Here is a 14,922-nt window from a genome sequence, read left to right as displayed (position 1 = left end):
ATAAGGCTTGAAGGGATGGACCTGGCGGGATTCGAACCCGCGGCCTTTACGTTGCGAACGTAACGATCTTCCCCTGATCTACAAGCCCAAAAAAAGAAATTTGAAGACCTTCAGACAGGTCTTCCTACTTCCTCTACCTGTACGCTTTCGACGCCTTCGATAGTTGCTATGGCTTCCTCAACAGGCTCTGTACCGCCTTCCAGATCGCCTACAAGAACTGTAGCTTTAATGGCCTTGAGGCCAAATGCGATAGGTTCTTCGACAGTTCCGAAGAGTTCTGAACCTTCAGGTAAAACACCTGCAATCTTTTCTTTTATCTCTTCAAGATTTCTTTCTACGCCATCGGGCATTATTTTAATAGTAGCTGCAACATCTCCCATATTTACACCTCATGGACCCATAAATCCACATTTAGGACAGACGTAATTGTTACTCTGCTGTCTGCATTTTATGCATCTTCCAAGTTCGGTGTCACATTCGGGGCATGCAAAACGTGCAAAACCTTTGTCCGAAAGATGTACACCGCAGGAGGTACAGTAATTGACCTTCTCCATTGTATTTCTCCTTATTGTGATTTTACTATAAGTATGACGGATTGAGTACATAATCCGTATATAATTTAAAATTTCCCCCTGATGTAGGTACCTGTGTCTCTGTTTCCCATAATAGTCTCTGTTATTCTGGAAAAATAGTTGCCGTTTACTATTGTGCAATTCATTTCATGTTTTATAAGATAGTTTGGAAGACAGGTATCCACACAACTCTGTCCCATTTTTATGATATCAGAAGCAGTAATTTCCCGTAACAAATTTCCCTCTTGCAGGATTCCGTCAACATCTGTTACTTTTATATAGTTTGCTCCTGACATTTGGGCAAATTTAGCACCGATCGTGTCGGATGTGACACCCCATGAATGGGGCAGATCGTCGTTATCTGTAAGAAACCTGTAGGGTAGCAGGATTCGTACCCCTTCAAAAGAACTGAGGGTAGCAGTTGTTTCAATTTTTGTCTTTTCCCTGAGATATATGCCGTATTGTTCCATGGATAGGATTGCCAACCAGTGAGCGGTATCATCATCAAAACCTGTCGTCTCTTCCATGTCCCTTATCTGATTTGCAAAGGGTCCTCCGCCGGGTACCACTAGCAACTGTATTTTTCTATCCTTGACCCAATTTTTCAGTGACAGCAGTAATTCAGGCCCCTGCTTTATCAGGCTTCCGCCCAGTTTTAGTACGACCTTTTCTTTCATGTTTTCTTTAGTTTCACTCCAGCAGATTGGCTACTGCATAGGCAGGGAATACCTTTGATATATCCTGACTCCATTGGCCTGCAAGTGAAATGCATTCAATACCCAGTTCTTCACATGTATTTTTGATCAAAAATTCCCCAAGTCCTGCTGCCAGGACGGTATTTATGTCATGTTTGTGGCAAAGTTCTGAGATTGCTTCTGCAAGCCTTTCTTTCTGTTTATCCTTAACAGCCATTGCTATCTTTTTAACATCAGCCATGTCAATTTCATTCAGGTCCGCGCAGACAATCCTTGCAAGTCTCCTAGAAGCTTCTTTTTCTGATTTCCCATTCCCGTCAGCAGTTTCACATGTGTATGCATCTTCATCGATATCTGAAAGGAGAAGGTAAGCATCCGCGCTTGTGGCAAATAGTTCAGAGGCGATTCGACAATTCCCCGCACTTATCGCCACACTGTCCAGCAGGGCCGCTATATTTGTCCTCAGGACACCCTGATACAATAATTCGTTGTTTGCAAGACGTTGTGTATCGGTATTGTGTGCAACGATCCTCCCGCCTTTGACAGGGATTAGGTCACTTGTAGTACTGCCCATATCCACAAAAAGACAATCTTTCATTTTTCTGGCAACAAGACTTGCAGAAGCCATCCAGTTTGCTGCGGCAAGGGAGGCGGGATTTTGTGTGTGCTTTACAAAATTGCCTTCCTGGTCCAGAAAATCAATCTCACAGTCGAAACTGTCTCTTACAATATCCATAATGCCGACAACCCCTGCTTTTTTGTTATCGTAACAATCAGCAAGTTCTCCGGTCATTACAACACCCACATGAGAAGGATTGTGTTTTTCAGAGATAATTTTCAGAACCGTTGGAAGTTTTGTTCCTTTCCAGAGAGGTACATAGTAGAGTTCACAGACAGAGCCGTCTGAGGAGGCAATTTTTGTGTTTGCCCCTCCGATATCTATCCCGAGTTTTTTCATAAAAGGTCCTCCTTTCGGAATTCATAATTGCCTGTAATATGTACTGTTGGTGGTAGGTTCTCTTCCAGGGCATCGATTAACAATTCTCCTATTTGGGGTTTGATTATTTTGCAGATGCCCACAAGCGAAGTGGTTGGCCTGGGATTTATGTCTATTACATAGGGGCTGTCACCCATTACAATATCAACACCTGTGTACCCCCTGCATCCAAGCGCCTGGGCTGCCCTTTTTGCAGTATCGATAATCAGTTCCCTGTCAGGTGTTTCATAGGGGGTTATCCCTCCCCTGTAATCGATGACAGTTTTATCTCCTCTTCCTGTAATTTCTATGTACTGGCGATTGATTGTCAGTGGGAGGGGCACATCGGCACAGACAAGACTCACACTCAGGTGTTCTCCTTCCACATATTCGGTTACAACCATGTCCTGGGATATTGAAGGATTAGATGTAATGATCGTGTTTTCCGCAGCACATCCATAACGGGGTTTGACAACATAATTGGTATCTTTTTTGATATCTTCCACCGTTTCAACAAGTTGGGGTGCAGGTATGCCATTGCTTTCAAGAATTTTTCCGCACTTGAATTTATCCGCACACTTGCGGATGACCTCTGGGGATGATCCCATATTAGAGGTATGTTCTACTATTTCTTCCACAAGCCCTGCAAGCAGGTCATCGGGAGCGATTATCAATGCGCAATCACATTTATTGGCCTCGGCCTGTAATACCGTCTTTATGTTTTCATGGTTACAATATACAGGTGTGCCGATCTGAATTTCGGTTGCAGATGTCGTATATTTGATTTCATGATGGCCTGCGGCAAAGCTTTCTGCAAGGCTTTTTAACATGGCTTTACCTTCAAGCAGGAAGGTACCTCCCATTCCCGTACTTGTGGCATATTCGCAAATTAAGATGTTCATATTTCGAGAAATGTTTTATTTAATATATGCTTTGGGTTTATATCAACGAGACAATAAATATATACTATCAGGACCTCTTTTTTGCAGAGAGGGATGGATTTGGAAATGTCAGAAAATCCTTTTATTCAGGCACTGTTAATATCTTTTGCAATGGCAATTTTTATGGTAGGTATGGCCATGGGTATAATGCAAATAGTAACCACCGGTTCGAACCCCGTACCTTATGCTATTATACTCTTGGTATTCGCCATCATATTCATTCTTGGTTCTGTTTTCTTTGAAAAGAGAGGGGCCGACGAAGTGGGATCAATTGTGGGTGCAGCTCTTGTTTCCTCGGTAAGTACCTTTTCAATCATCTCTTTTCTGGGTGGACTGAGTTTTGCTTTTAACGATGGTCTTTTTTCCATAGGATGGAATAGGCTAGTTTCCGCACTGGCGATTTGTATGATTGTTAGTATGCTGGTTGTCAAGTTCTTCTCTTACAGGGTTCAGAATCAATATTCCTGATTAGATCCCACTTGGCATACGCAAATTATTTATAGAACCTCATACAATCCAATTCTTTGCAATTTCTATTATAAGTTGGACCGCTCAATACAAAGGCGGAGATGTCAGTGATGGTAGGTAAAGATAAACAAGAAGATAATAACTCCTCAGACGCGGGAAATTCTCCTGAAGAGCTGGAACAGCTGGTTCAGGAAAAGGAGGCGGAAATTGCATCTCTGAAGGAAGACCTTTTACGTAAGAGAGCAGAATTTGATAATTTCCGCAAACGTACCCGCAAGGAGCAGGAAGAATTCCGCAATTTTGCGGTGGAAAACCTAATGGTGGAATTGCTTGATGTCTATGATAACTTCGAGAGGGCCATAGAGTCAGCTCACAATACTGATGATGTGAATTCGGTGGTCGAAGGTGTAGAAATGGTGTTCAAGCAATTTGTATCGATCCTGGAAAAAGAGGGTCTCAAAAGGATTGAATGTGAAGGCGAGGAATTTGACCCTTCCAAACATGAAGCCATGATGCACGTTGAACACGCGGATCATCCTGACAATACTATCATTGATGTTTGCAAACCTGGATACAAGTTAAATTCCAGGGTAATTCGGCCCGCTATGGTGGCGGTTTCCAAAAACACTTCTTCTGACAAAGAGGAGAAGTGAAGTTCATTGAAACGAATTGATAAGAAATATTAACTATAAATCTGATAATATTACAAAGAGGTAATCTATATGGGTAAAATACTTGGAATTGATCTGGGAACTACAAATTCCTGCATGGCAGTGATTGAAGGTGGCGAACCAACTGTATTACCAAATGCAGAAGGCAGCAGGACTACTCCCTCAGTAGTGGGATTCTCAAAGAAGGGGGAGAAACTTGTGGGTCAGGTAGCCAAAAGACAGATGGTAGCAAATCCGAATAATACGGTAAGCTCAATCAAACGTCATATTGGCGAAGGGGACTATCAGGTAACTCTCAACGATAAGGAGTATACGCCACAGGAAATTTCTGCAATGATACTGCGCAAACTCAAGGAGGATGCAGAAAGTTATATCGGTGAAACAATTACCGATACTGTAATCACAGTCCCTGCTTATTTCAACGACTCCCAGAGGCAGGCTACAAAGGATGCCGGTAAGATTGCAGGGCTTGAAGTTAAGAGAATTATAAATGAGCCCACAGCAGCTTCTCTGGCATATGGACTGGACAAGGAAACAGGTGACCACAAAATCCTTGTTTACGATCTTGGAGGCGGTACTTTTGATGTTTCCATCCTTGAGTTGGGAGACGGGGTTTTTGAAGTACTTTCCACAAGTGGTGATACCCATCTTGGAGGAGATGACTTTGATGACAGGATTGTCAATCACATCATAAGCGAATTCAAAAAGGAAGAAGGTATCGATCTTTCCGGTGACAAGGCAGCAATGCAGAGATTCAAGGATGCTGCGGAGAAGGCCAAGATTGAACTTTCAGGCGTTGGTACCACAAACATCAACCTTCCTTTCATTACAGCCGATTCTAACGGTCAGCCAAAACATGTCGATATCGATATTACAAGGGCACAATTTGAAAAGATGACCGAGGATCTCATCGATAAGACCCTCCAATCCATGAAACAGGCGCTAAAGGATGCAAACCTTAAGACTTCAGATATCGAAAAGGTGCTGCTTATCGGTGGTTCTACCAGGATGCCTGCAGTTGTCAGGACTGTGAAGGAATTCATTGGTAAGGATCCGTACAAGAATATCAATCCTGATGAAGCGGTTGCTGTAGGTGCTGCCATTCAGGCCGGTGTAATGGGAGGAGAAGTTGAAGATGTATTGCTGCTGGATGTCACTCCTCTTACACTTGGTATCGAAACAATGGGTGGTGTCGCAACACCATTGATTGAGAGGAATACCACAATTCCCACACGTAAGAGTCAGGTGTTCTCGACAGCTGCGGATAACCAGAGTTCTGTGGAAATTCACGTATTGCAGGGTGAAAGAGGCATCGCTTCTGCAAATAAGACCCTAGGACGTTTTGTCCTTGACGGAATACCTCCTGCACCGCGGGGAATGCCACAGATTGAAGTAACCTTCGATATTGATGCCAATGGTATCCTCCATGTTTCTGCAAAGGACAAGGGAACCGGCAAAGAGCAGTCTATAACCATCGAGAAACCAGGTGGTCTTTCCGATGAGGAGATCGACCAGATGGTCAAGGATGCCGAGGCACATGCTGAAGAGGATAAGGCAAAGAAAGAAGAGGTTGAAGCAAGGAATAATGCGGAAACCCTGGTAAGTTCTGCCGAGAAGGCTCTCAAGGATGCAGGAGACATTGCTTCTGAGGAGCAGAAAACCAAGGTAGAATCTGCTATTTCAGATCTCAATACTGCTCTTGAAGGCAGTGACATTGAAGCAATCAAGAGTAAAACCGAGACCCTGCAGGAAGCAATGTATGAAATATCTGCCCTCCTTTACCAGAAGGCACAGGAAGAAGCTGAAGCTTCCGGACAGGCAGCAGGTGGAGAAGGTGCTTCTGCATCTGATTCTGAAGGTGGATCAGATGAAGATGTTGTCGATGCTGACTTTGAAGAAGTAGACGACAACGACAAGAAGTAATCGTATTCAGGCAGGATTCCTTCCTGCTTTTTATATTTTATAAACAAAAGACATCTTTACAGGTTTTTCCATGTCTACAAAGCGTGATTACTACGAAATACTGGGTATTTCCAAGGACGCATCAGCCAGTGATATAAAGAAAGCTTATCGAAAGCTTGCAATGAAATACCATCCGGACAAAAATAAGGAAGCGGATGCTGAAGATAAGTTCAAGGAGATATCCGAAGCCTACGCCGTCCTTTCTGATGAGGAAAAGAGAGCACAATATGATCGCTTCGGACATGCGGGAATTGATAACCAGTATTCGGAAGAAGATATATTCCGCACAGCCGATTTCGGTGGTTTCGAGGATATCCTCGAGCATATCTTTGGCGGCGGATTCGGTGGTTTCGGTGGCTTTGGCGGATTCGGCGGTTCACGCAGCACACGCCGGGGGCCACAGAGAGGTGCGGATTTGCGGTATGACCTGGATATTACTCTCAAACAGGCTGCATTCGGAGACAAGGTTAACATCGATGTTCCGCGGGCCCATACTTGTGACACCTGTGGTGGGACAGGGGCCAAACCCGGTACAGAACCGGTCAAATGTTCTAACTGCGGTGGTAGTGGGCAGGTAACCCATGCCCGTCGTACTCCCCTTGGTAATTTTGTGACAGCTACAACCTGTGACAAATGCCATGGTATGGGGCAGATCATCGAATCACCCTGTGAAACCTGTAATGGTAGCGGTAAAGTCAGAAAGACAAAGACTATTGAGGTAAACATCCCTACAGGTGTGGAAACCGGTCTGCGTTTGAAAATGTCCGGAGAAGGGGAGGCCGGAAGTCCAGGGGCTCCGCCGGGGGACCTTTACATTGTACTTCATGTAAAACCCCATGAACGCTTTGAAAGAATGGGTGATGACATAGTATGCGAAATTCCCATCTCATTTGCACAGGCTGCTCTGGGTGACAGCATACAGGTTCCCACTCTTTACGGTGATGTAAAGATGAACATTAAACCCGGGACACAGACACACTCAGTATTGCGTCTGAAAGGCAAGGGGATGCCCCATCTGCATGGGCATGGACAGGGCGATCAGCTCGTAAAGGTCATCGTAAAGACCCCTACAAAGCTCAATGAGGAACAGAAAAAGCTCCTCAAGGAATTTGACAGTTTGGGTGGAGGATCCGCCGGCTCAGGTAAAGGTGGAGTTTTTGATAAATTCAAAAATGCTTTTGAATCTGTAATCTCTCCTGACGACTCCCCGAGTGATTCTCCTGCCTGATTCTCCTTGTTTTTCTTTTTTAGTAAGCTTTAACAACCATGGCATAGATTACCGTTTAATCCTGTCTAATTATTTAGCTTGATTGAGGTGCCTTTATGAAAATCGTTGTCATAGGTGCAGGTGAAGTTGGTTATCATATAGCTAAATCACTGTACCTGGAAAATGATCTTGTTATCATTGATGAAGATGAAGATGCTTGCCTGAGGGTCGATGAACTCGACGTTCAGGTCATTCAGGGCAACGGAGCAAATGCTGCAATTCTTGAAAAAGTTTTGATCGGTGCAGATCTTCTTGTGGCTGTAAGCGGTGATGACGAAATAAACATCGTTTCATGTATGGCTGCTAAGTTGATAAAGCAGTCCAGCACGAACTTCAAGACCATGGCAAGGGTCAGTAATCCTGATTATATAGATAGGCCGGTAGCCAAGCGTACACAGGTTGGTATTGATGTAATGGTGTGTCCCGAACTTGCCCTTGCGTCTGAAGTTGCTGAGATTTTATCAATTCCTTCTGCTATTGATTCTGAATCCTTTGCAGACGGAAAAGTAAAAATGATGGAGTTTGTTGTCAAGGACAATAGTAGTATTGCAGGCAAACATCTTCGGGATATAGATTTGCTCGATTGCTGTATCGTAAGTGCTCTTTTCAGGGGTTCGCAACTGATCATTCCTCATGGTGAAGACATGATTCAGGCTGGCGACCACATCGTAATTATTGGTAAAGCAGATGCAATGAAGGATATTTCTTCCTTTTTTGGTGGGATCAATAAGTCACGCAGCCGCGTGATGATAATTGGCGGGGGGGTAGTCGGATTTTATCTGGCACAGTTGCTTGAAAATACACGTCTGAACGTAAAGATCATCGAAAAAGGTCGCCAGAGATCTGAAATGATAGCCGATAATCTTCAAAAGGCACTTGTTTTGCGTGGGGACGGTTCCGACCTGGATCTTCTAAAGGAAGAAGATGTCGGTGAGATGGATGTAGTTATCTCTGTCACAGACAGTGATGAAAAGAATTTATTGTGTTCGCTGATGGCCAAACAGCTGGGGGCAAAGAAGGTAATTGTCAGAGCTGATCACTTTGATTATGTGCCACTTTTCGAAATGGTGGGTGTGGACCGTGCTGTCAGTCCCAGGGAAGCCACAGTTAATGAAGTACTCAAACTTTCAATGGGAACGGGAATCGAAGCCCTGACGACCATTGAAGGCGAAAAGGCAGAAATAATTGAATATACCGTGTCTCGCAAATCAAAAGTGGCGGGAAAACTTCTAAAGGATGTGAATTTCCCGGATGATTCCCTCGTAAGCATGGTAGTACACGGAGGAGTAACTATTATCCCTCGGGGTAACTACAGGATAAGGGAGGGAGATCACCTGCTTATATTTTCCCTGCCCAGGGCACATCAGGCTGTAGAAAAACTGTTCAAGTAAGGGTACATTTATGGATTTCCATACTCAGTTATCCAGGGGATAAAGAAGTCGAAAACTCCAGCCTTCTGGAAAAAATAAAATAATCAGTCAAACTGATTCTTTTTATATTTGAAGTCAAAGTTGTTGTTGACAACATCTCTGAAAAGGCCCCGCAGATCCCATAATAATTTCTTGTTTGCTTTGAATAAAGCATAAAGCAAGTCCTTGAGACTGAGGCTATAAAAATTGACATTGGACAGGGATTGTGCAAGGTGATTGAGATCTTTGTCTGTAAATTTGACAAATGTCTCTTTTACTACCAGGCTATATTCAATTTCTTTCCCGATGGTGGATCTCCAGAGAGTTTCATATTCGTTAAGGGTATTTGTGGTGTAATCTCCTCTTTTGATGGCATCTGCAGTGACTTCTGCAGCAATCTTTCCAGCTTCCATTGCATTGATAATGCCTCCTCCTGTAATTGGATCAGACTGGCGTGCGGCATCACCCACAAGGATTAAACCATCACTAACTGTTTTCTCGATGGGGCCACGAACGGGTACTCCTCCGTAGACCATTTCGATAATCCTTCCATCGGGATAAACATCTTCTATAAATTTATTAATATAGTCGATAGCTCTCTTGTCACCTGATTTACTTCCCAAGATGCCAACGCCTATGTTTGCCATATTTTCACCTTTAGGGAATACCCAGAGGTAGCCTGCTGGTGCAATTTCGTTTCCGAGATAAAAATCACAGAAATTTGGATCAATATCAATATCAGTAACAAGATACTGCACACAGGTTTCCATATCACTTGGTTTCAGGGATGTATCGATTCCTGCCCATCTGCCAACCTTTGATTCCATTCCGTCAGCGCCGATCACGATCTTTGAGCGTATTTTGTATTCCTCACCCAGGTGCATTGCATAAATTCCGCATACAACACCCTTTTCCATTATAAGTCCGGTTGCCCGGGTCTTGACTCTAACTTCTGCACCTGCTTTGGCACATTGGTCCACAAGGGCACGGTCGAAAATTTTTCTTTCAAGGACATAACCTACTTCCCCTCCTGACATTTCTTCACTCATTTCGATCATTGTTCCATCCGGGGAATATATGCGAGAACCTGTAAGATCTGCGCATATCCATCGTGGGTCAGGTTCGATGTGGTCGCTGAGGCTGATTTTAGAAACCCCTTCTGCACAGCGCACAGGGTCTCCGATTTCCTGTCTTTTTTCGATAAGGAGTACATCAAGTCCGAGTTCTGCAGCATTTTTTGCGGCGATTGCTCCCCCGGGTCCACCACCTACAACTATCAAATCATACATTTCTTTCATTTATTCACCTCAATAGCTCCTACCGGGCAGATCTTAGCACAGAGACCACAACTTGTGCAGCAATCATTAGCTTCCACCCAGGTTTCTACAAGCTCGAGGGCTCCGCTGGGGCATACACCCACACATGCACCGCAGTATCCGCACTTGTACCGATTTATATTAATGCTCATCCAATCACCGAAATAAGATATGAATTGACCCTAATAACACATGTAAAGATATATATTTTGTCAGTAAGGGTTTAAAATTATTACAATTTACCTGTAGTATCATATATGGAGGAGATTTATAAATTATTGTATGTTATCATTCATTATGGAATTTATTATTGTTTATATCACAACTTCAGATACAGTTGAGGCACGCAATATAGCCTCCGAGTTGGTTTCCCAGGGTCTTGTAGCCTGTGTGAATATGTATCCTATCAGGTCGGTTTTTATGTGGGAGGGAGAAGTAAACGAGGATGATGAAGTCGTCCTTTTTGCCAAAACTACCAAGAACAATTTTGAACCTATAAGAAAACTTGTGCGCAGCATACACAGTTATGAATTGCCTGCAATTGTTTCATGGAATATTGAAGGCGATTCTGAATTCCTGGAATGGATCAGTACATCGGTATCTCATTGAAGGGGCTTATTTTCACCCTTCCTTTACCTTCCTTTTTTCCGAATCTTTTTTCGGCATAATCCTTTGCAATTCCGTGTCCATGTAATATGAGTTCTGTAATATCCTGTGGTTCATCAATATCTGTACTTGCAAGGAATGAATCGTATACTCGAATAGAGAGATTTTGTTGTGCGGCAATCATACAGTGGCTCTCAAAACTTGAACCGTAGTATTTGACCCTGAAATTCTCAGGTTTGCGGATAAACAATATATTTGTGCCACCTCCCTTGCCGGGGACGATTGTTACATCCGCTTTACCTGCTACTATGTCTTCTATATGACTGAATTTCACAAGGGGCAGGTCAGCCATAATGATCAGTATCGGCTCTTCCTTTTGAGAGAGATATTTATTCAAGCAGTCGTTGAGGTCTGTGTCATCCTCAATTATATTTGCTTTTACTTCCTTTTTCACGTCACAGGCGTTGGTGGTGATTATATCTATATTCCGGATTCCGCCTTCCTTTAAGGTTGCAACAACATCCAGGAGCATTTTTTCGACAAAGGTCTCCCTCTGTTCCCTTGTCATAACGGTTGAAAGCCTGGATTTGGCATTTTCCTTTTTGTAGGGTATCACTGCTCTCATTTACATTCCCTGTAATATGTATCACGTCTGACAGGCCTGCGCCCGATTCCTTTGATGATCCATTGCATTTCTTCGGGGTGCAGGTATTCACCATTTATCCCCCCTGATGCAACGGTGATCTGGTCTTCCATAAGTGTACCACCCAAATCGTTTGCACCACAATTCAGGGCTACCTGTGCAAGCTTATTTCCAAGCTTTACCCAGCTGGCCTGTATATTGGTTATATGTTTATTGAGAAGAACGCGTGCAATAGCATAGAATTTCAGATCTTCTATTCCTCCCGGGCCATATATTCCTTTTTTAATCATTTTTTCACCCAACTTGTTATTGTAGGGCAGAAATGGAAGAGGGACAAGTTCTGTGAATTTGCCCGTTTTTTGTTGGATGTCCCTGAGTATAAGTAGGTGGTCGATTCTTTCTTCCCAGGTTTCCACATGGCCATACATGATGGTTGAATTTGTGACTAGGCCTGCGTTATGTGCTGATGTTACTGTATCAATCCATTCTTCTGTAGTAATCTTTTCAGGGCAAATAATATTTCGCACCCTTTCGCAGAGGATTTCCGCAGAGGTCCCTGTAAGGGTTCCCAATCCGGCTTCCAGCAATTTTGAGAATGCCTCTTCCAGAGAGAGACCGTCAACTCTGGCAGCGTGGTTGATTTCCATGGGGGAATATCCATGAATGCTTATATCTGGATATTTTTCCTTGATTGCTCGTACGATATCAAGATAAAAATCAAGTTTGAGTTCTGGAAGGAAACCTCCCTGTATGCAAATTTCGGTGGCGCCTGCAAGATATGCTGTTTCCACCCTTTCAAGGATTTCCTGTATTGTTAATATGTAACCGTTCTGCTGATTGTATGAACAGAAATTACATTTGCCCCTGCACATATTGGTGATGTACACATTGCGATTCACAACATAGGTTACATCGTCACCGACTGATTCCTTACGAAGCCGGTCTGCCAGGCCAAAAAGTTCAAAGGGGTTTTCTTTCAGGAGTTGCAGGGCATCTTCTTTGGTGGCCAACCCATTTTCAGCCCGATTTTCAATCTCTTCATTAATCATTTCCCTGCCTCAATGGTTTCATAGAGCGTATTCCTTTGTACGGGTTTGCGGCCGGCAGTGTGAATCAACCATTTTATTTCGGAAACTTCCATATTTTCCCCGTTTTTTGCACCTGCAGAGCTGGAGATTTTCTCTTCCATCAATGTGCCTCCAACATCGTTGGCACCACAGGCAAGAGCTACCTGTGCAAGTTTCTTTCCGAGCTTGACCCAGCTTGCCTGTATATTGGGGATGTGGGTATGCAGGAGGATCCGGGAGAGCGCATAAAACTGTAAATCCTCCATGCCACCGGTGGCATATTTGCCTTCCTGTATCATCTTCTCGCCGATGGGGTTGTTGTAGGGCATGAACGGCAAAAGTACAAATTCGGAAAAACCAGAGGTTTTTTGCTGGATCTCCCTTATTTTCAGTATGTGATCTATCCTTTCTTCCTTTGTTTCCACATGCCCGTACATCATGGTCGCAGTAGTTGCAATTCCAAGCCTGTGGGCTGTAGTGATTACATTTTCCCACTGCAGGGTGTTCAGTTTTCCGGGACATATTATTTCGCGCACCCTGTCAGAAAGAATCTCTGCAGCAGTACCGGGCATAGTTTCTAGGCCGCTGTTTTTGAGCCTTTTTATTGTGGATTCGATAGAAAGCCTATTTTTATTTGCAAGGTGGAAAATTTCCATCGGGGAATAGGCGTGAACATGTATGTCGGGGTAATTTTCTTTGATGGAACTGAGAATATTCTGGTAAAATTCCAAGTTTGCATCTTCAAGTAACCCGCCCTGGATACAGACTTCTGTAGCACCCAAATCAATAGCTTCTTTTGTTTTTTTGAGTATATCCGATTTTTCCAGAAGGTAATTTTCCTGGTTCCTGAAAGCACAGAAACCACAGTTGCCTATGCATCGGTCTGTGAAATTGATATTTCTGTTGACAACATATGTCACATCATCGCCGACGGCCTGCTTGCGTAATTTGTCGGCAAGGTTAAACAGTTGCAAAGGGGCAACTTCCAGCAACCTGAGGGCATTTTTTTTGGTAACTTTTCCTTCATATGCCTGCTGTATTATATCATCAGGTATCGTGTTTTTCATAGGGATCCTTCTGTTATTTTCGATATCCTTCGGAATTTGCAAGGGAATTTATCAATCCATCAAGTTGCTTACTATACCATTCACTTCTTATGTATTGCGGGTAGATGGGTAATCTTTCCTTTAATGGGATGTCTCTTGCCATAGTTTTCAATTTTTCAACATCCGGCCATTCAGCTTCAGGATTTATCCAGTCAATTGTTGTGGGGGATATTCCTCCCAGGTCTTTGGCACCGGCTTTTATCAACAGGTAAGGATCAATCAGGTTTGGAGCTACCTGCACTTCTACATCTGCAGGCAGGATATTTCTTGCCAGTTGTACAGTATCGAGCATCTCTTCCTTTGATGGTGGACGAATGTTTTCCATCCGGGTGCCAGGTTTGGGCATGAAATTCTGGATAATTACTTCCTGGATATGCCTATATTTGAATTGCAGCTCTGCAATGGCTTCAAGGGAATTTATACGATTTTTGCGGGTTTCACCGATACCTACAAGGATGCCTGTTGTGAACGGGATATGTAGTTTGCCTGCATCTTCTATCATGGCAAGGCGGATGTCTGGTTCCTTGCCAGGTGACAGCTCATGGGCAGACAAGCGTGCAGTGGTTTCAAGCATGAGGCCCATACTTGCGTTTACAGGTTTGAGGAACTCCATTTCTTCATAGGTCAGTATACCGGCATTTGTATGGGGCAACAGTCCTCTTTCAATTGCCATTTCGCACAACTTGTAGACATAATCCACAGTTGAAGAATAGCCTCTTTGTCCAAGCCACTCCATGTATTCGGGCACTTCCTCGGCATATTCTCCAAACACGAACAGGGCTTCCGTACAACCTGCCTTTTTTCCGAGGCTTAGAATATCACCTATCTCGTTTTCCCCCATCAATTGTGCATCAGGATGGGACGGTTCACGACGGAAGGTACAGTAATGGCAATTGTTCCTGCAGATGTTTGTGACAGGAATGAATACATTACGTGCGAATGTGACATACTCTGGCATGGATGGAGAATGAAATGATATATATCCTACATAAGATTAATGCAACACAAATACGGGTTTATATCATGGAATGTACATTTCTTTTCAGGGAGGTCCGGATAATTGCTTGAAGCATGGATTGAAAACTGTCCCCGTGCAGGCAGGAAGAATGTACTGTATTCGGAGTGTCGCTCTTGTGAAGACTTTGTGAAGGTGGACTGCATTTACATAGTTTGTGGTTACAGAGGCTATGCAAAGAGACGGTTTATTTATAATCAGCAGTGAG

Annotated in this window: 18 protein-coding genes and 1 tRNA gene; 7 read left to right on the top strand and 12 right to left on the bottom strand. The window is 43.6% G+C overall.

What is annotated here, in order from left to right:
- Positions 1 to 16: 16 nt before the first annotated feature.
- From MMAH_RS08090 to MMAH_RS08065, 6 genes are all read right to left on the bottom strand, one after another.
- Positions 17 to 88: transfer RNA gene (locus MMAH_RS08090), tRNA-Ala, on the bottom strand.
- Positions 89 to 110: 22 nt separating this feature from the next.
- The gene (locus MMAH_RS08085; protein ID WP_013038061.1) at positions 111 to 380 is read right to left on the bottom strand and encodes an elongation factor 1-beta; all 270 of its coding nucleotides are present in this window, start codon (positions 378 to 380) and stop codon (positions 111 to 113) included.
- Positions 381 to 389: 9 nt separating this feature from the next.
- Entirely contained in the window at positions 390 to 554 is a 165-nt protein-coding gene (locus tag MMAH_RS08080; RefSeq protein ID WP_013038060.1) for an HVO_2753 family zinc finger protein, read from the bottom strand.
- Between the two features lie 65 nt (positions 555 to 619).
- Positions 620 to 1,249 carry an amino acid kinase family protein gene (locus MMAH_RS08075; RefSeq protein WP_013038059.1) on the bottom strand — a complete coding sequence of 210 codons (630 nt, stop codon included), beginning with the start codon at positions 1,247 to 1,249 and terminating at the stop codon, positions 620 to 622.
- Between the two features lie 13 nt (positions 1,250 to 1,262).
- On the bottom strand, positions 1,263 to 2,225 hold the full coding sequence (locus tag MMAH_RS08070) for a hydantoinase/oxoprolinase family protein (protein WP_013038058.1): 963 nt from the start codon (positions 2,223 to 2,225) through the stop codon (positions 1,263 to 1,265).
- Positions 2,222 to 3,145 (bottom strand): ATP-grasp domain-containing protein, encoded by a 924-nt coding sequence (locus tag MMAH_RS08065; protein ID WP_013038057.1) that lies wholly within the window; start codon positions 3,143 to 3,145, stop codon positions 2,222 to 2,224. Before MMAH_RS08065 ends, MMAH_RS08070 begins: the two co-directional genes overlap by 4 nt.
- Positions 3,146 to 3,238: 93 nt before the next feature.
- On the opposite strand from MMAH_RS08065, the gene MMAH_RS08060 reads away from it, so the two are divergent.
- The 5 genes from MMAH_RS08060 (at position 3,239) to trkA (ending at position 8,943) form a co-directional block, all read left to right on the top strand.
- Complete coding sequence (locus MMAH_RS08060; protein ID WP_048902177.1) at positions 3,239 to 3,652, top strand: hypothetical protein; 414 nt, start codon at positions 3,239 to 3,241, stop codon at positions 3,650 to 3,652.
- Between the two features lie 110 nt (positions 3,653 to 3,762).
- The gene (gene grpE, locus MMAH_RS08055) at positions 3,763 to 4,305 is read left to right on the top strand and encodes a nucleotide exchange factor GrpE (RefSeq protein ID WP_013038055.1); all 543 of its coding nucleotides are present in this window, start codon (positions 3,763 to 3,765) and stop codon (positions 4,303 to 4,305) included.
- 69 nt (positions 4,306 to 4,374) lie between these two features.
- Entirely contained in the window at positions 4,375 to 6,246 is a 1,872-nt protein-coding gene (gene dnaK / locus MMAH_RS08050; protein ID WP_013038054.1) for a molecular chaperone DnaK, read from the top strand.
- Positions 6,247 to 6,316: 70 nt separating this feature from the next.
- Complete coding sequence (dnaJ, locus tag MMAH_RS08045; RefSeq protein WP_013038053.1) at positions 6,317 to 7,513, top strand: molecular chaperone DnaJ; 1,197 nt, start codon at positions 6,317 to 6,319, stop codon at positions 7,511 to 7,513.
- Between the two features lie 95 nt (positions 7,514 to 7,608).
- Positions 7,609 to 8,943 carry a Trk system potassium transporter TrkA gene (trkA, locus tag MMAH_RS08040; protein ID WP_013038052.1) on the top strand — a complete coding sequence of 445 codons (1,335 nt, stop codon included), beginning with the start codon at positions 7,609 to 7,611 and terminating at the stop codon, positions 8,941 to 8,943.
- Positions 8,944 to 9,026: 83 nt separating this feature from the next.
- Here the strand turns inward: trkA and MMAH_RS08035 are convergent, their stop codons facing one another.
- Positions 9,027 to 10,259 carry an NAD(P)/FAD-dependent oxidoreductase gene (locus MMAH_RS08035; protein ID WP_013038051.1) on the bottom strand — a complete coding sequence of 411 codons (1,233 nt, stop codon included), beginning with the start codon at positions 10,257 to 10,259 and terminating at the stop codon, positions 9,027 to 9,029.
- A complete protein-coding gene (locus MMAH_RS10380; RefSeq protein WP_083774850.1) occupies positions 10,256 to 10,429 on the bottom strand; it encodes a 4Fe-4S binding protein in 174 nt (57 codons plus the stop codon). Before MMAH_RS10380 ends, MMAH_RS08035 begins: the two co-directional genes overlap by 4 nt.
- 145 nt (positions 10,430 to 10,574) lie before the next feature.
- Between MMAH_RS10380 and cutA the strand changes: the two genes are divergently transcribed.
- A complete protein-coding gene (cutA, locus tag MMAH_RS08030) occupies positions 10,575 to 10,886 on the top strand; it encodes a divalent-cation tolerance protein CutA (protein ID WP_013038050.1) in 312 nt (103 codons plus the stop codon).
- On the opposite strand, the gene cofC is transcribed toward cutA, so the two are convergent.
- The 4 genes from cofC to cofG are packed head-to-tail and all read right to left on the bottom strand — an operon-like array spanning position 10,864 to position 14,657.
- Positions 10,864 to 11,508 (bottom strand): 2-phospho-L-lactate guanylyltransferase, encoded by a 645-nt coding sequence (gene cofC / locus MMAH_RS08025; protein WP_013038049.1) that lies wholly within the window; start codon positions 11,506 to 11,508, stop codon positions 10,864 to 10,866. The genes cutA and cofC overlap by 23 nt on opposite strands.
- Positions 11,505 to 12,575: a 7,8-didemethyl-8-hydroxy-5-deazariboflavin synthase subunit CofH gene (gene cofH / locus MMAH_RS08020; protein WP_013038048.1), complete on the bottom strand. Its 1,071-nt coding sequence runs from the start codon at positions 12,573 to 12,575 to the stop codon at positions 11,505 to 11,507. Before cofH (MMAH_RS08020) ends, cofC begins: the two co-directional genes overlap by 4 nt.
- The gene (gene cofH / locus MMAH_RS08015; RefSeq protein WP_013038047.1) at positions 12,572 to 13,660 is read right to left on the bottom strand and encodes a 7,8-didemethyl-8-hydroxy-5-deazariboflavin synthase subunit CofH; all 1,089 of its coding nucleotides are present in this window, start codon (positions 13,658 to 13,660) and stop codon (positions 12,572 to 12,574) included. The genes cofH (MMAH_RS08020) and cofH (MMAH_RS08015) overlap by 4 nt, the downstream gene beginning before the upstream one ends.
- A gap of 13 nt (positions 13,661 to 13,673) precedes the next feature.
- Positions 13,674 to 14,657 (bottom strand): 7,8-didemethyl-8-hydroxy-5-deazariboflavin synthase subunit CofG, encoded by a 984-nt coding sequence (gene cofG, locus MMAH_RS08010; RefSeq protein ID WP_013038046.1) that lies wholly within the window; start codon positions 14,655 to 14,657, stop codon positions 13,674 to 13,676.
- A 102-nt stretch (positions 14,658 to 14,759) separates the two neighbouring features.
- Here cofG and MMAH_RS10535 point away from each other — a divergent pair, with 102 nt between their 5' ends.
- Positions 14,760 to 14,921, top strand: a complete 162-nt coding sequence (locus MMAH_RS10535; RefSeq protein ID WP_157198719.1) for a hypothetical protein — start codon at positions 14,760 to 14,762, stop codon at positions 14,919 to 14,921.
- The last annotated feature ends 1 nt before the right edge of the window (position 14,922 follow it).

Source organism: Methanohalophilus mahii DSM 5219, from assembly GCF_000025865.1.
GTDB classification, from domain to species: Archaea; Halobacteriota; Methanosarcinia; order Methanosarcinales; family Methanosarcinaceae; genus Methanohalophilus; species Methanohalophilus mahii.
Note: the sequence above shows the minus strand (reverse complement) of the source record. Positions and strands in the feature narration are given on the sequence as shown.

Excerpts from the sequence above, each read along its gene's own strand:
- MMAH_RS08085 (WP_013038061.1), bottom strand. The coding sequence starts at position 380 with ATGGGAGATGTTGCAGCTACTATTAAAATAATGCCCGATGGCGTAGAA.
- MMAH_RS08080 (WP_013038060.1), bottom strand. The coding sequence starts at position 554 with ATGGAGAAGGTCAATTACTGTACCTCCTGCGGTGTACATCTTTCGGAC.
- MMAH_RS08075 (WP_013038059.1), bottom strand. The coding sequence starts at position 1,249 with ATGAAAGAAAAGGTCGTACTAAAACTGGGCGGAAGCCTGATAAAGCAG.
- MMAH_RS08070 (WP_013038058.1), bottom strand. The coding sequence starts at position 2,225 with ATGAAAAAACTCGGGATAGATATCGGAGGGGCAAACACAAAAATTGCC.
- MMAH_RS08065 (WP_013038057.1), bottom strand. The coding sequence starts at position 3,145 with ATGAACATCTTAATTTGCGAATATGCCACAAGTACGGGAATGGGAGGT.
- MMAH_RS08060 (WP_048902177.1), top strand. The coding sequence starts at position 3,239 with ATGGATTTGGAAATGTCAGAAAATCCTTTTATTCAGGCACTGTTAATA.
- grpE (WP_013038055.1), top strand. The coding sequence starts at position 3,763 with ATGGTAGGTAAAGATAAACAAGAAGATAATAACTCCTCAGACGCGGGA.
- dnaK (WP_013038054.1), top strand. The coding sequence starts at position 4,375 with ATGGGTAAAATACTTGGAATTGATCTGGGAACTACAAATTCCTGCATG.
- dnaJ (WP_013038053.1), top strand. The coding sequence starts at position 6,317 with ATGTCTACAAAGCGTGATTACTACGAAATACTGGGTATTTCCAAGGAC.
- trkA (WP_013038052.1), top strand. The coding sequence starts at position 7,609 with ATGAAAATCGTTGTCATAGGTGCAGGTGAAGTTGGTTATCATATAGCT.
- MMAH_RS08035 (WP_013038051.1), bottom strand. The coding sequence starts at position 10,259 with ATGAAAGAAATGTATGATTTGATAGTTGTAGGTGGTGGACCCGGGGGA.
- MMAH_RS10380 (WP_083774850.1), bottom strand. The coding sequence starts at position 10,429 with ATGAGCATTAATATAAATCGGTACAAGTGCGGATACTGCGGTGCATGT.
- cutA (WP_013038050.1), top strand. The coding sequence starts at position 10,575 with ATGGAATTTATTATTGTTTATATCACAACTTCAGATACAGTTGAGGCA.
- cofC (WP_013038049.1), bottom strand. The coding sequence starts at position 11,508 with ATGAGAGCAGTGATACCCTACAAAAAGGAAAATGCCAAATCCAGGCTT.
- cofH (WP_013038048.1), bottom strand. The coding sequence starts at position 12,575 with ATGATTAATGAAGAGATTGAAAATCGGGCTGAAAATGGGTTGGCCACC.
- cofH (WP_013038047.1), bottom strand. The coding sequence starts at position 13,660 with ATGAAAAACACGATACCTGATGATATAATACAGCAGGCATATGAAGGA.
- cofG (WP_013038046.1), bottom strand. The coding sequence starts at position 14,657 with ATGCCAGAGTATGTCACATTCGCACGTAATGTATTCATTCCTGTCACA.